This window comes from Undibacterium sp. TJN25 (assembly GCF_049339885.1).
Taxonomy (GTDB): Bacteria; Pseudomonadota; Gammaproteobacteria; order Burkholderiales; family Burkholderiaceae_D; genus Undibacterium.
Window position 1 is genome coordinate 634,938 of record NZ_JBMPPM010000001.1, and the last position, 14,726, is coordinate 649,663.

The following is a 14,726-nucleotide window of genomic DNA, read 5'->3' on the forward strand; positions in this document are numbered from 1 at the left end:
GCTACTTTCCTCTTTTTTTCTTACGACAGGCCCAGCACCTGTTTCTGCAGGGCGATGATATCGGCAATGCCTTCCTGCGCCAGATCCAACAGGCGGTTCATCGTCGCGCGGTCGAAGGCGACGCCTTCGGCGGTGCCCTGCACTTCGACAAAATGGCCGTCTTCGGTCATCACGACGTTCATGTCGGTATCGCAGGCGGAATCTTCCGGGTAATCCAGATCCAGCACAGGCTCGCCCTGATACACCCCGACCGAAATCGCCGCCACGAAATGGCGCACCGGCACAGCGGGGATCACGCCGCGCGCCACCAGCTGGGCAAACGCGTCATAGGCTGCGACCATCGCACCGGAAATGGACGCCGTACGGGTGCCGCCGTCTGCCTGGATCACGTCGCAATCGATATGCAGCGTGCGTTCGCCGAAAGCTTCCAGGTCAAACGCAGCGCGCAGCGAGCGGCCTATCAGGCGCTGGATTTCCTGTGTGCGGCCGGACTGCTTGCCCTTGGCCGCCTCCCTGTCCATGCGGGTATGCGTGGAGCGCGGCAGCATGCCGTATTCCGCCGTCATCCAGCCCTGCCCCTTGCCCTTCAGGAAGCCGGGCACTTTCTCTTCTATGCTGGCGGTGCAGATCACCTGCGTGTCGCCGAATTCTATCAGCACCGAGCCTTCCGCGTGTTTGGTGAAGTGACGGCTGATGACGACCGGGCGCAGCGCATCCGCGGCGCGCCCGCTGGGGCGGTTGGTGTGAGACATGATGGGGCCTAACTCTTGGTGGTGGTAATACGGGATGACTTATGGATTGCACTGCGGATTTCCGCAATGGCTTTTTCTATTTCGGCGTCGTCGAAGATATCGGCTTCGGCAGCGGCGGCCGCTGTTTCGCCCTCTGCCATCGGCGCCTGTATGGTGGTGGTGACCGAGCCTATCGGCAGTGTGTTCGTGGAGATGACCGACGAATCGTCGATATTGTCATCGCCTTCCCACATCAGCGCCAGCGCGGTGACGTTGTCGCTCTGCTTGCCGGCAATGTCTGCCGCCGAGCGTATCAGTTCGGGCACGGCGCGCACTATTGTGTGGTCGTGCAGGCGCTGTGCCAGCATGTGGTCGGGCAGTACGGCCCACAGTCCGTCTGAACACAGCATGATGACATCGCCCGGCTGCAAGGTCGCGCGGCGCGACAGCTCCACGATAGGCGCATTCGGCGCGCCCAGGCAGTTGAACAGCTTGTTGCGGTCCGGATGGGTATGGCGCTCGGAAGCGTCCACCTTGCCCTGCGCAATCAGGGTTTCTATGCGCGAGTGGTCCTTGGTGCGCAGCAGGATCTGGCCGTTGCGTATCCAATACAGCCGCGAATCGCCGCAATGCGCCCAGTAGGCATGGCCGTTCTGGATCAGGCAGGCAACGATGGTGGTGCGCGGCGTTTCCGGCAAGCCGTTCATCTGCCGGTAACGGTGGATTTCCTGGTGGGCGGACAGGAAACTGTCTTCCATGAAGCGTTCCGGGCGGCCTATCATCGGCTGCGCCTGCTGCTGGAACAGGCTGCCTATGGTCTGCATCGCAATCGCAGCAGCCATTTCACCCATGATATGCCCGCCCATGCCGTCGGCCAGCAACAGCAGGATGGCGTCACGGGTGAAGCTGTAGCCCATGCGGTCCTGGTTGACCTTGCGGCCGCCGATGTGGCTTTCTTGATAGACAGAGAAACGCATTGAAAATAGTAGTTCCGGAAAAACCCAGCAGGCAGCGGCCTAGTTGAGCGTATGTTCTTGTATGGTCGTGCTGTCCTTGAGATCCTTCTTGCGGGCAAACAGCGCACTGATCTTTTGTGTCGCTTTTTCCACCAGGCTCAGCTCCTTCTTCGGCTGCGGCTGCGCGGTGACCAGCGCCTTTTGCAGCGCGAATACGCTTTGCGGGCGTTCCAGCGGATCGATTTTCAGGCACCAGCGCACAACTTCGATCAGCTCTTCAGAATACAGGCCTTCCAGCTTGCGATAGTGCACGTCCATCTTGTCGCCATTCTTGCGCTGGTCGGAAGGCTGCGGCGGTGCGCCGACCATGCAGGCAAAGATGGAGGCGCCTATGCTGTAGATGTCGGTCCATGGGCCCAGGTTGCCGTTCTTCACATATAGCTCCGGCGCGGCAAAACCGGGGGTATACATGGGGTACAGCTTGGGCAGGTCGGTCTTCAACGTCTGCCGCGCCGCGCCGAAATCCAGCAGGATGGGCGTGCCGTCCAGGCGCAGGTAGATATTGGCCGGCTTCAGGTCCAGGTGCAGCAGTTTATTCGTATGCACTTCGCGCAGGCCGTTCATCACCTGGTTAAACATGCGGCGGATGAAGCGCTCCGACACCAGCGGCTTCTCGCCCTTATCGCGGCGGCGCAGGATATGCTCCTGCAGCGAACGGCCGGATTCATAGGCCATGACCATATACACCGTTTCATTGGCGCGGAAGAAGTTGATAACGCTGACGACGTTGGGATGCGAAATCCTGGCCAGCGCCCTGCCTTCTTCAAAAAAACATTTCAGGCCGATGCGGTATACCGGCAGGTTCTCGGGAGAAATTGCCGGCACCAGCTCGCCCTGCTGGCGCAAGGCCAGGGAGCTGGGAAGATATTCCTTGATGGCGACGGCATTGCCGTCTTCATCCGAAGCAAGATAGACAATACTGAACCCGCCGGATGCAATTTTCTTTACAATGCGGTATCCAGCGATTTCCAGGCCATCCGGCAAGGGAGCGTTATTTTGTGCAGCCATATCGTCCTATATCCACGTTTACAGTGGATTGTGTTGATTATTGATGCGTTTGTAAAGGATATCTCTTCCACCCCATCGCACCCTGATGAGCGATCCTACGACATTCGCCGGAATTGCGGAAACTACTTGCGCCGGATTTAAAGCTTATCGTACCCTCGGGGTTATCACTTTGCACATAGACCCAACAAGGAATTCAATTGACCATTAACAGCATGACCGGCTATGCCGCCACGACCCAGGAAACCGATGCAGGCACGATCACCATCGAGATCAAGAGCGTCAATTCCCGCTTCCTGGACCTGCAATTTCGCATCAATGACGATTTCAGGTCGATAGAGCCGCTGTTTCGCGAGGCCATTTCACGCAAGCTGACCCGAGGCAAGGTGGAATGCCGCTTCAGTTTTGGCAAAAAAAATAATAGCGGTGCCATGAAATCGCTCAATGCAGAGGTGCTGGCGCAGATCGCTGACCTGCAAGCCCATGTGACCAAGCAATTCCTGACTGCAACGCCATTATCGGTCAATGAGCTGCTGCGCTGGCCCGGTGTCGTCGAGGAAGCCGAAATAAATGAAGAAATGTTGCAATCAAGCATCACTTCGACAATTAATAGCACGCTGGATGCCTTTGTCGTCAGCCGCGAGCGTGAAGGCGCCGCGCTGGAACAGACACTGATCAGCCGCATCGTCGCTATGGAAGCGATTGTGCAGCGCATTACGCCGCTGGTGCCGCAGGTGGTACAGCAGTTTCAGCAAAAAGCCACTTCCCGCCTGGAAGAAGCACTGGGCCTGGCGCTGCAAAATGGCGCCAACAGCAATGCAGCGCAGACCATCACGCGCGAAGAAGCGCTGGACCGCATCCGCCAGGAAGTGACGATGTACGGCATCCGCATTGACGTGGCCGAAGAACTGGCCCGCCTGTCCGCCCACCTGACCGAGACCCGCCACATCCTGAAAAAAGGCGGCATGGTAGGCAAACGCCTGGACTTCATGATGCAGGAACTGAACCGCGAGGCCAATACGCTGGGCTCCAAGGCTGCCGCCAAAGACCTGGCGGACGCATCGATGGAACTGAAGCTGCTGATAGAGCAGATGCGCGAGCAAGTACAAAATCTTGAATAAAACCGCGCATTTCCTTATACTCGCGCCCTTGCATTTTATATCGCCGGATACAAATACCCGATAAGGGTAGGTCCGGCGACAGCGGAGAATATCTCCTCCGCGCCAAGCGCAACATACGACCAACCCCTACCCTAGAGGATATATGCTGATTTCATCTCCTACCGCCGGCAGCCTGTTTATGGTTGCTGCGCCATCCGGTGCGGGTAAATCGACATTGGTCAACGCGCTGCTGGCGCAGGAACCGGCGATACGCCTGTCCATTTCCTACACCACCCGTCCGCCAAGGCCGGGCGAGGAAAACGGCCGTGAGTACCATTTCACGACTGTCGACGATTTTTTGGCGCGCAAGACGCAGGGCGAGTTCCTGGAATCCGCCGAAGTGCACGGCAACTACTATGGCACCTCGCGCATCATCATTGAGCAGCAGATGAAGGCCGGTACCGATATACTGCTGGAGATAGACTGGCAAGGCGCGCAGCAGGTGAAGAAACAGTTCCCGAACGCGGTAGGCATTTTTATTTTACCGCCGTCTATCCCGGCACTGGAAGACAGGCTGAAAAAGCGCGGACAGGATGAGCCGCACGTCATCACCCGGCGCATTCTGGCGGCCGGCGGTGAAATGGCGCACGCGCCGGAGTTCGAATATGTTATTATTAATCAAGAGTTTGCGACTGCATTGTCAGAATTGAATGCAGTTGTCAAGGCGACTCGCTGCCGTTTTACGCAACAAGCCACCCGCAATGCCGAGCTGTTTGCCCAACTGGGCATCCACGCCAACCCCCAGTAAGCCGCGACAGCGCGCTGAAACAGCGCTGGAACGGAAACTGCATCGCAAACATTTTGAAGCATTTTTATAGCCGCAACGCTGCATCGTACTAAGGAAAACACATGGCCCGCATTACAATTGAAGATTCTTTGAAGCAAATCCCTAATCGTTTCCAGCTCACTTTGTGCGCCACTTACCGCGCCCGGCAACTGCTGCAAGGCCATACTCCTAAGGTTGATTCCAAAGACAAACCAACTGTAGTAGCCCTGCGCGAGATCGCCGAAGGCAAAATCGGTATTGAGATGCTGAAAAAAGTTCCTGTTTAATTCTGAGTATCTTTACTACCGTGAAGCGGCTGGGAAACAGACAGAATGAATATGACAGACACCAATTCTTCTCTCACAGCCGCTCCTGAGCCTCAAGCCTCGCGCCCTACTGCAAGCAAAAAAAAACTTCCTCCTGCAGCACCGCCCGCCCCTGAAGCAGGCAATGCGCGCGTGATCAATTCCTGCGTCGCGTCGATTACTGACCTGACCAACCGCCTTTCCGAGTACCTCTCCCCCGGTGACCTGAAACTAGTCAAGGAAGCCTATCGCTTCTCAGATGAAATGCATCTGGGGCAGGTCCGCAAATCCGGCGAGCCCTATATCTCGCATCCAATCGCCGTTGCTGAAATCTGCGCGGAATGGAAGCTGGATGTCCAGGCCATCATGGCAGCGCTGCTGCATGACGTGATGGAAGACCAGGATGTGAAGAAAGAGGAGCTGATAGAGCGTTTCGGCGCCCCTGTCGCCACGCTGGTGGATGGCCTCTCCAAACTGGAAAAAATCGAATTCCAGAGCCAGATCGAAGCGCAGGCGGAAAATTTCCGCAAGATGCTGCTGGCCATGGCGCGCGACGTGCGCGTGATCCTCGTCAAGCTGGCAGACCGCCTGCACAATATGCGCACGCTGGGCGCAATGGCGCCAGACAAGCAGCGCCGCATTTCGCGCGAAACGATGGAAGTGTATGTCCCCATTGCGCACCGGCTGGGCCTGAACAATATTTACCGGGAACTGCAGGACCTGGCGTTCTCGCATATCTATCCCCTGCGCTACCGTACGCTTGCCAAGGCGGTAAAAGCGGCGCGCGGCAACCGGCGCGAAGTAGTCAACAAGATCATGGATGCCGTCAAGACTGCGCTGGAAGGCGCCGGACTGAGCGCACAGGTCTATGGCCGCGAAAAAACGCTGTACGGCATCTACCGCAAGATGCACGACAAGAAGCTGAGCTTTTCCCAGGTGCTGGACGTGTACGGCTTCCGTATCGTGGTCGACAACTTCCAGAACAGCTATTACGCGCTGGGTACGCTGCATGCGCTGTACAAGCCCATGCCGGGCAAGTTCAAGGACTATATCGCGATCCCGAAAACCAACGGCTACCAGTCGCTGCATACGACGCTGATCGGCCCTTACGGCACGCCGGTGGAATTCCAGATCCGCACACAGGACATGCACCATGTGGCCGAATCCGGCGTTGCCGCGCACTGGCTTTACAAGAACGAAGAAGGCAGCCTGACCGACCTGCAGCAGCGCACGCACGCATGGCTGCAATCGCTGCTGGACATACAAAAGCAGACCGGCGATTCAGCTGAGTTCCTGGAGCACGTGAAGGTGGACCTGTTCCCGGACTCGGTCTATGTGTTCACGCCCAAGTCAAAAATCATTGCATTGCCGCGCGGCGCCACGGCGCTTGATTTCGCCTATACCATCCATACCGATATCGGCGACCAGGCCATTGCAACACGCATCAACAACGAGCCGGTACCGCTACGCTCCGAGTTGAAAAACGGCGACATCATCGAGATTATTACGTCGCCCAGTTCGCGCCCTACCCCGAACTGGCTGACCTATGTACGCACCGGCAAGGCGCGCTCGGCGATACGGCATTACCTGCGCACCATCAACCTGAATGAGTCCACCGAACTGGGCAAGCATCTGCTGGCACAGGCGCTGGTGGCCGTGAACCTGAATCCGGAATTGCCGGAAGCGCTGGTGGACAAGCTGCTCAATGAATCCAGCGCCAAATCGCTGGAGGAAATCCATACCGACATTGGCATAGGCAAGCGCATGGCGGCACTGGTGGCGCGCCACATCCTGGACCTGGTGGAAGACGATTCTCCATCCATCCCTTTCCAGCATACCGGCGGCGACAGCAAGGCATATGCAAAACGTGATCCGGTCATTATCTACGGCAGCGAAGGCGTGTCCGTACAGCTGGCGCCATGCTGCATGCCGATCCCCGGCGACGGCATCATCGGCCAACTGAAGCGTGACCAGGGCCTGGTAGTACATGTGGATACCTGCGAAAACGCAAAACGCCTGCAAGTCAAAGAGCCTGACCGCTGGATCGATGTCAGCTGGGGCGAGGACCTGAACCGCCGCTTCGACACCCGCATCACCGTCACCGTCAACAATGAGCGCGGCGCGCTGGCGCGCATCGCCGCCGAGATCGGCGAATCGGATGTCAATATCAGCCATGTCAACATGGAAGACGGCGACGCCAACGACATGACCAATATCCACTTCACGATACAGGTAGACGACCGCCTGCACCTGGCCCGGTTGATGCGCAACATCAAGCATCTGGCCGGCGTATCCAAGATCGTGCGCGACCACGGCGTGCGGCTTAGTTGAACCTGTAGCGTCTACTGCCTGTAGCCTGAAGCTGGGTACGCAAGCCGGCTTAAGCCTGTCAAGCCTGCCCTATTCCGGATAAGTCACGTCAAGAATATAAAGCTCATCCTCACCCGCAGGCGTCTGCAACACCACCGTATCGCCCGTTCTGGCCTTGGTCAATGCACGCGCCACCGGCGAGATCCAGCTGATCTTGCCTTTGAGGGGATCGAACTCGTCCACGCCGGTAATCGTGATCGTCATTTCCTCACCCTGCTGGTTCTCATAGCGCACGGTGGCGCCAAAAAAAATCTGGTCAGAGCCGTGGTGTACGCGCGGGTCCACCACTTCAGCCAGGTCCAGCCGTTTGGTGAGGAAGCGGATGCGCCGGTCTATCTCGCGCAGGCGGCGCTTGCCGTAGATATAGTCGCCATTTTCGGAGCGGTCGCCATTGGAGGCTGCCCACGATACGATCTTGACGACCTCAGGGCGGTCGGTGTCGATCAGTTGAAGCAGCTCGGTCTTCATCCTGTCGTAACCCTCGGGGGTCATGTAATTTTTAACACCGGCGGGTATCTCAGGAAGGGCGGCATCCTGGTCGTCGTCATCCTGCTCGGTTTCCTTGACAAATGCTTTATTCATCACGGTATTGTAGCGGAGCCGGCACTTTAAGGCCGGGCTATATTTTGCAACGAGGGTGGCGATTTAATAACTGTTGCTGTTGGTCGCAAACATGCTTGGAGCGGGGAATATACTCCGCCGGCGCTACGCTGTAGGGTTTTGCAACATCTTAAACAGTTAATAACAACTTTGCCCGCCGCTCCTGTGCTAAAGCCTTATAGAATATGGGGCTCAAGGGCAAAATACTATTCAACCAACAACGCCCATTATTTTCAAGGTATATGCATGACTGACAGCGCTGCAATCAAGCTGCTGATCGTTGACGATCACGCGGTAGTGAGGGAAGGACTCAAACAAATCATTGGCAGCACGACGGACGTTATCCTGGCAGGCGAAGCGGAAACCGGACTGGAAGCAATCAAGGCCGTACGGCATCTCGATTGCGACGTGATATTGCTGGACATCTCGTTGCCCGACCGCAACGGCATTGAAGTGCTGAAACAGATCAAGAAGGAAGCCCCCGCCATCGCGGTATTGATGTTTTCCATCCACAGTGAAGAACAGTATGCAATACGCTCTCACAAGGCCGGCGCGTCCGGCTATCTGAACAAGCAGGCAAGCGCCGGGGAAATCCTGGAAGCAATACGCCAGGTGGCGGCCGGCCTCAAATACGTCAGCACCCAGCTGGCGCAGGAACTGGCCAACAACCTGAACCAGCCCCACGAAGGCGCGCTGCACAAGAGCCTGTCGGACCGGGAATTTCAGACGATGACCATGATTGCGTCCGGCAAAACCGTCAGCGATATTGCCAAGGAATTGTCACTTTCTGTTAAAACTGTCAGTGAGTACCGCGCTAGGGTCCTGCTCAAGATGAAGCTACGGCACAACGCGGAATTGACACACTATGCAATAAAGAATCAATTGGTCGAATAATGTTTGTCTTGCCCCACGAAAAGCATCTAGAATCGAAAATTGATTCGTGATGCGCGTAAGGGCGTGTTACGGCACAGGGATTTCAAGCCTCATCCTGTGCCGGCACGCCGGGTGCACGCTGATCGCAGCCGGGAAGGATGCTTCCCTGTATGAAATGGGCAAACCCCAGTTCCTGCCTCCTAACATCAGCCTTCTGCACCATGTCAAATAATTCAAATCCGCAGTTCAAAAGCCCTACCGATATCGCAAGGGAAACCTTCCGTCGCCTGGCGCTTGATCGGATCGCGCCGACGCCGGACTCCTACCGCAAGCTCTATCTGGAGATTTCCGGCGAACCGGATGAAGAAGCAAAAAAAGCGCAGATCGCTGCACTGCAGATTTCCGAAGCCGAAGCCATGCTGAGCGCCTTCGCCTCCAGCCTGCAAAAGTCGCCGCCTGAAATTTCCATGTTCAGCCAGCGCCTGAACCGCGCCGTCAAGTCCCGGGAATGGGAAGATTATGGTAAGGCGCTGAACCAGCTGGTGGAAAAACTTTCCGCAAAACCGGTATCCAGGATAGGCAGCCTGGTAGACGACATAGAGCCGCTGGCCCCCCCCCCTTCACAGAGCTCCGGCATTTCGCTGGTGGACAGTTTCGGCGAGGATGATCCGCTGGTACGTATCCTGAAGGATTCGCTGTACCGCACACTATCGCTGGCAGTGGTGTCGCTGTTGCAAAGTTCACCGAAGCTGGCGGCAGATGCAGAAGCGCTGGGCACCGCTGTCAGGGAAGCGACCAACGAAAACAGCATGAGCCAGGTCGCATCGCGGCTGAAACAGCTGTGCTTCCAGATCGAACTGAAAAGCGGCGACAGTGCCGAGCAGCAGGAATTGCTGCTGCGCCTGTTCAGCCTGCTGCTGTCCAATGTGCACGAACTGCTGGACCGCGACAACTGGCTGCGCGGACAGATCGAGGTCGTGCAAAATCTGATTTCCGGCCCCATTGACCACCGCGCGCTGCAGGATGCCACTCGTAGCCTGAAAGACGTGATCTACAAGCAGGGTGTGCTGAAAAACAGCATTGCGGAGTCACAATCTTCCGTCAAGAACATGATGGCAACTTTCATCGACAGACTGGAAGTGATTGCCAACAGCGCCGGCAATTACCACACGAGGATGGATGGCCTTTCGCAAAAAATCAGCCAGGCCAGGGATGGCGCGGAAGTCGGCAAGCTTGTCGGAGCGATACTGGACGAGACCAAGCTGGTGCAGTCGGAAGCAATACGCTCGCGCGACATGATGCTGTCGGCGCAAAAAGAAGTGAAAGAGGCCGAGGACCGGATCAAGGAACTGGAAGACAAGCTGGCGCACATGAGCGAGCTGGTGCGCGAGGACGAGCTGACCGGCAGCCTGAACCGGCGTGGGCTGGATGACGTCTTCGACCGCGAAGCCGACCGCGCAGACCGTCGCGGCACGCCGCTGTGCGCCGCGATGCTGGACCTGGACAACTTCAAGAAACTCAACGATACCCACGGCCACACCGCCGGGGACGAGGCGCTTGTGCATCTGGTGCGCATCGTCAAGCAGACCTTGCGCTCCATCGACGTCATCGCCCGCTACGGCGGCGAAGAGTTCCTGATCGTGATGCCGGAAACCGACCTGGAAGAGGCCGCACAGGCCATGACCAGGGTGCAGCGCGAACTGACCAAGCACTTTTTCATGGTCAACCATGAACGCTTGCTGATTACCTTCAGCGCAGGCGTCGCCTTGCGGGAACCATCGGAAACCCAGGAATCTGTCGTCAAACGCGCGGACAAGGCAATGTACGAAGCCAAAAACTCCGGCAAGAACCGCGTCGTCAAGGCGGAATAGCGGACGACCGGGACTCATCTGCAACAACCGTATGCGCCAACAATTAATGCTGCACGGAATCATGCCGTTATCATGTGCTGGACTTCCACAGTGGCGTTACACGCACTGCTCATGGTAAAATTTATTACCGCAAGGAAACTATACCAATAAACTTGCCATTATGATGCGGCTACCGTACAGCGGCAGATGCTTGCACCAGCTAAAACCATGATCAGGCTTGAATAAGAATCGACAGTCCCGCCCGACGCAATACAACAAATCCTGCCGATACCGCAGAGAAAAACGAATAGAGCCTGATATTGCATGCTTTCTTCGATAACATTGCGCGCCGTAAGCTGTACTATTCGACTTGATTTGCCTGAATGCCGACCATAACGGACCAGATAGACAAAATAGATAACACGGACATTTGGGCCTGCATCTCTACTTACACCATTTTTATCACTATCGATGCAAGAAAAATTCCCTCACACGGTAATCCAATGCCTGACCGCGATTGCGCAGCATCACGGTTTGCAGATCAACCCTGAGCGGCTAATAGACGATTACGCACTGGCCGAGGACCCGCCCGCGGCAATGCTGGAACGCATTGCGAGTGACATCGGCCTGAAAGCCAGGACGGAACAATTCAGCTGGCAAACCCTGATTGGCCAGACGGGCGTGTTCCCCATTCTGGCCCGCCTGGCCAACGGAGAAGGCGTCATCATCGTCGGTGTGCGCAAGGAAGACGACGGTAAAGTTGCTCTGCTCGACCCCAAATCCGACCGCGCGACCGTCATCCTGATCGACAAAGCCCAGTTCTGTAGCCGCTGGAACGGCGAAGTAGTGCTGATGAAGCGGCAACATTCATTGACGGATCCGACGCAGCCGTTCGGCCTGCGCTGGTTCATTCCTGAAATCCTGAAGCAGAAAGCGGCCTTCAGGGACATCATCATAGCCGCGCTGTGCATGCACGTGCTGGCGCTGGCCTCCCCTATCTTCTTCCAGCTGGTGCTGGACAAGGTGCTGGTCCACCAAAGCAACTCCACCCTGTGGGTACTGGGCGTGGGCATCATCATTGCGCTTGTATTTGATGCCACCTTCGGCTTCCTGCGGCAGTATCTGAGCCTGGCCGCTACCAACAAGATAGATATGCACCTGACGCGGCGCGTATTCGGCCACCTGCTCTCCTTGCCCATTGATTATTTCGAAACCACCACGGCAGGCGTGGTGACCCGGCACATGCAGCAACTTGAGCGTATCCGCCAGTTCCTGACCGGTCGCCTGTTCTTCATCGCGCTGGATGCAACCGCGCTATTCCTGTTCCTGCCCTTGTTGTTTACCTATTCAGTGCCGCTGGCCGGCATCACGCTGGCTTTTACCGTCATGATAGGCGGCGTGGTGGCGATCCTGGTGCCGACCTACCAGCGCCGCCTGAACAAGATGTATACAGCGGAGGGCCGGCGCCAGGGCATGCTGGTGGAAACCATCCACGGCATGCGCACAGTGAAATCGCTGGCCATCGAGCCTATCCAGAGGCGTAACTGGGACCAGCGTTCAGCGGATGCGATCAGCAGCCACTTCAAGGTAGGGCAGATTTCCATCAGCGCCAATGCCATTACGGATTTCCTGGGCAAGCTGCTGCCGGTACTGATTATTATCCTCGGCGCGCAGGCGGTCTTTGACGGCACGATGACGGTGGGCGCGCTGATCGCGTTCCAGATGATCTCCGGCCGCGTAGTGTCGCCGCTGGTGCAGATTGTCAGCGTGGTCAATGAATATCAGGAAACTGCACTGTCGGTACGCATGCTGGGCGAGGTGATGAACCGCGCGCCGGAAGGACGCGCCGGCGCCGGCGGCCTGCGGCCGCAATTCAAAGGGGAAATCAGCTTCGACGACGTCACCTTCCGCTATCCCGGCGCCACCAATACGGCACTGGACAGGACCCGGTTCACCATCAAGGCCGGCACGGTGATCGGTATCGTGGGGCGCAGCGGCTCAGGCAAGACCACGCTGACCAAGATGATCCAGGGTTTGTATCCTGTACAGGAAGGCATCATCCGCTTTGACGGTATCGACTCCCGTGAAATCGATCTCTCGCATCTGCGCAAGCAGGTAGGCGTGGTATTACAGGAAAACTTCCTGTTCCGAGGAACAATCCGCGATAACATTTCGGCCACCAAGCCGGACGCCACATTTGAAGAAATCGTCGCCGTGGCGCAGGCCGCGGGCGCAGACGAGTTCATCGAAAGGATGCCGCAGGGTTACGATACGCCGCTGGAAGAAAACGCGGCCAACCTGAGCGGCGGCCAGAAGCAAAGGCTGTCCATTGCCCGCTCGCTGCTGTCCAACCCGCCGGTGCTGATCCTGGATGAGGCAGCTAGCGCGCTGGATCCTGAAAGCGAAGCGATCTTTATCAACAACCTGTCCCGCATTGCCGTGGGCAGGACCGTCATCATGATTTCGCACCGCCTGTCCACACTGGTCAACGCCGATGCCATCCTGGTCATGCAGCAAGGCAAACTGGTCGACAGCGGCCGCCACTCGGAATTGCTGCTCAGTAGCTCTACTTACGCACATCTATGGAACCAACAAACAAGCCACCTGTAGCCGGGCCGTCCGGCAAAAAGGCTGCCGACCCCACCATTGTCGAATTTCTGCCTGACGCCGATGAAATAGAACGGCGCCCTTTGCCGCGCTTTGCGCGCTCGACCCTGCTGGTGCTGGTAACGGCACTGATCAGCTTTCTGCTGTTTGCGACATTTGCCAAGGTGGAGAAAGTCATCGTTGCGCGCGGTCGCCTGACCACGCCCTCTTCCAATATCATCGTGCAGCCGCTGGAAACATCGACCATCCAGAGCATCAATGTACAGGTGGGACAAGTGGTAAAGAAAGGCCAAGTGCTGGCCGTGCTGGACTCCACATTCTCCGGGGCCGACCAGGCGGAACTGCGCAACCGCCTGAGCAGCCTGGATACCCAGTCCAGGAATTTGGAAGCGGAACTCGGCGGCGCCAAGAATATAAACAAGGATGGAGCAAATGCGGATACCCAGCTGCAAGGACGTCTACTGGTAGAGCGTCAGGCAAATTACCAGGCGCAACTGACAAGGCAGGAAGAAACCATCGCCCGCCTGCGCGCATCGCTGGAAACCAACCGTAAAGACCAGCAACTACTGGAATCCCGCGTGCAATATCTGCGCGAGATGGAAGCCATGCAGCAAAAACTGGTTGAACAACAATATGGCGCAAGGGCCAACTACCTCGCGGCGCAGGACAAGCGCCTGGAAGTGGAGCGGGATATGCTCAACACCAAGAATCGCGAAAATGAAATCAAGAGCGAACTGGCGGGCGCTACCGCCGAAAAAGCTGCATTTGAAAAAAGCTGGCGGCAAAAAGCCATGGAAGACCTGCTGACCACGACCCGAGATCGCAGTTCCGTTACCGAGCAGCTCAATAAAGCGGACCGGCGTAACAAGTTGATCACACTGCTTGCGCCTTCCGATGCCGTCGTACTCGATATTGGCAAATTGTCTTTAGGTTCCGTCATCAGGGAAGCAGAGCCGCTGTTTACGCTGGTGCCCCTGGGCACGGAGCTGGAAGCGGAAATCCAGATAGATTCGGTCGACGTGGGCTACGTCAAACTGAGTGATCAGGTACATCTGAAGCTGGATGCCTTCCCTTTCCAGCAGCATGGCACGCTGGCGGCGCAGGTTCGCACGATCAGTCAGGACGCCTTCAAGCGCGAGGGCACGCAAGCGCAAGGCCTTGATGCTTATTACTTAAGTCGCCTCGGCATAGAAAAAACGGGTCTGAAAAAAATGTCCGAAAAAGCGAGGCTGCTTCCCGGCATGACCTTGTCGGCAGAAATTGTCGTGGGCAAGCGTTCAGTCTTGTCTTATCTGCTATGGCCCCTCACCAAGGCCCTCGATGAAGGCCTGCGCGAGCCTTAAATCCCCTCCCCCGCATCAAAACAGGGCAATTGCTGCGTAAATTAATAATTCCATACGGAAATTTTTTTTACAATTGCCCTAAACATTTAAAATTTCCTGC

Annotated in this window: 12 protein-coding genes; 8 read left to right on the forward strand and 4 right to left on the reverse strand. The window is 56.9% G+C overall.

Going from position 1 to position 14,726, the window contains the following annotated elements; all coding sequences use genetic code 11:
• Positions 1 to 20: 20 nt before the first annotated feature.
• The 3 genes from rph to ACO0LO_RS02855 are packed head-to-tail and all read right to left on the reverse strand — an operon-like array spanning position 21 to position 2,755.
• Entirely contained in the window at positions 21 to 752 is a 732-nt protein-coding gene (gene rph / locus ACO0LO_RS02845; protein ID WP_422962667.1) for a ribonuclease PH, read from the reverse strand.
• An 8-nt stretch (positions 753 to 760) separates the two neighbouring features.
• Entirely contained in the window at positions 761 to 1,708 is a 948-nt protein-coding gene (locus ACO0LO_RS02850) for a PP2C family protein-serine/threonine phosphatase (RefSeq protein WP_394778822.1), read from the reverse strand.
• 39 nt (positions 1,709 to 1,747) lie between these two features.
• Entirely contained in the window at positions 1,748 to 2,755 is a 1,008-nt protein-coding gene (locus ACO0LO_RS02855; protein WP_422962668.1) for a serine/threonine protein kinase, read from the reverse strand.
• A 212-nt stretch (positions 2,756 to 2,967) separates the two neighbouring features.
• Between ACO0LO_RS02855 and ACO0LO_RS02860 the strand changes: the two genes are divergently transcribed.
• The 4 genes from ACO0LO_RS02860 to ACO0LO_RS02875 all read left to right on the forward strand — a co-directional run bounded on the left by ACO0LO_RS02860 (position 2,968) and on the right by ACO0LO_RS02875 (position 7,314).
• Positions 2,968 to 3,873: a YicC/YloC family endoribonuclease gene (locus ACO0LO_RS02860; protein WP_422962822.1), complete on the forward strand. Its 906-nt coding sequence runs from the start codon at positions 2,968 to 2,970 to the stop codon at positions 3,871 to 3,873.
• Positions 3,874 to 4,015: 142 nt separating this feature from the next.
• Complete coding sequence (gene gmk / locus ACO0LO_RS02865) at positions 4,016 to 4,660, forward strand: guanylate kinase (protein WP_422962669.1); 645 nt, start codon at positions 4,016 to 4,018, stop codon at positions 4,658 to 4,660.
• A 101-nt stretch (positions 4,661 to 4,761) separates the two neighbouring features.
• On the forward strand, positions 4,762 to 4,965 hold the full coding sequence (gene rpoZ, locus ACO0LO_RS02870; protein WP_188569304.1) for a DNA-directed RNA polymerase subunit omega: 204 nt from the start codon (positions 4,762 to 4,764) through the stop codon (positions 4,963 to 4,965).
• 45 nt (positions 4,966 to 5,010) lie between these two features.
• Positions 5,011 to 7,314 carry a RelA/SpoT family protein gene (locus tag ACO0LO_RS02875; protein ID WP_422962670.1) on the forward strand — a complete coding sequence of 768 codons (2,304 nt, stop codon included), beginning with the start codon at positions 5,011 to 5,013 and terminating at the stop codon, positions 7,312 to 7,314.
• Between the two features lie 69 nt (positions 7,315 to 7,383).
• Here the strand turns inward: ACO0LO_RS02875 and greB are convergent, their stop codons facing one another.
• Positions 7,384 to 7,935, reverse strand: coding sequence for a transcription elongation factor GreB (gene greB / locus ACO0LO_RS02880; RefSeq protein WP_422962671.1), 552 nt, complete (start codon positions 7,933 to 7,935; stop codon positions 7,384 to 7,386).
• Between the two features lie 264 nt (positions 7,936 to 8,199).
• Here greB and ACO0LO_RS02885 point away from each other — a divergent pair, with 264 nt between their 5' ends.
• From ACO0LO_RS02885 to ACO0LO_RS02900, 4 genes are all read left to right on the forward strand, one after another.
• On the forward strand, positions 8,200 to 8,847 hold the full coding sequence (locus tag ACO0LO_RS02885; RefSeq protein ID WP_422962672.1) for a response regulator: 648 nt from the start codon (positions 8,200 to 8,202) through the stop codon (positions 8,845 to 8,847).
• A gap of 200 nt (positions 8,848 to 9,047) precedes the next feature.
• Positions 9,048 to 10,697, forward strand: coding sequence for a GGDEF domain-containing protein (locus ACO0LO_RS02890; RefSeq protein WP_422962673.1), 1,650 nt, complete (start codon positions 9,048 to 9,050; stop codon positions 10,695 to 10,697).
• 450 nt (positions 10,698 to 11,147) lie between these two features.
• On the forward strand, positions 11,148 to 13,286 hold the full coding sequence (locus tag ACO0LO_RS02895) for a peptidase domain-containing ABC transporter (RefSeq protein ID WP_422962674.1): 2,139 nt from the start codon (positions 11,148 to 11,150) through the stop codon (positions 13,284 to 13,286).
• A complete protein-coding gene (locus tag ACO0LO_RS02900) occupies positions 13,259 to 14,626 on the forward strand; it encodes an HlyD family type I secretion periplasmic adaptor subunit (RefSeq protein WP_422962675.1) in 1,368 nt (455 codons plus the stop codon). Before ACO0LO_RS02895 ends, ACO0LO_RS02900 begins: the two co-directional genes overlap by 28 nt.
• The last annotated feature ends 100 nt before the right edge of the window (positions 14,627 to 14,726 follow it).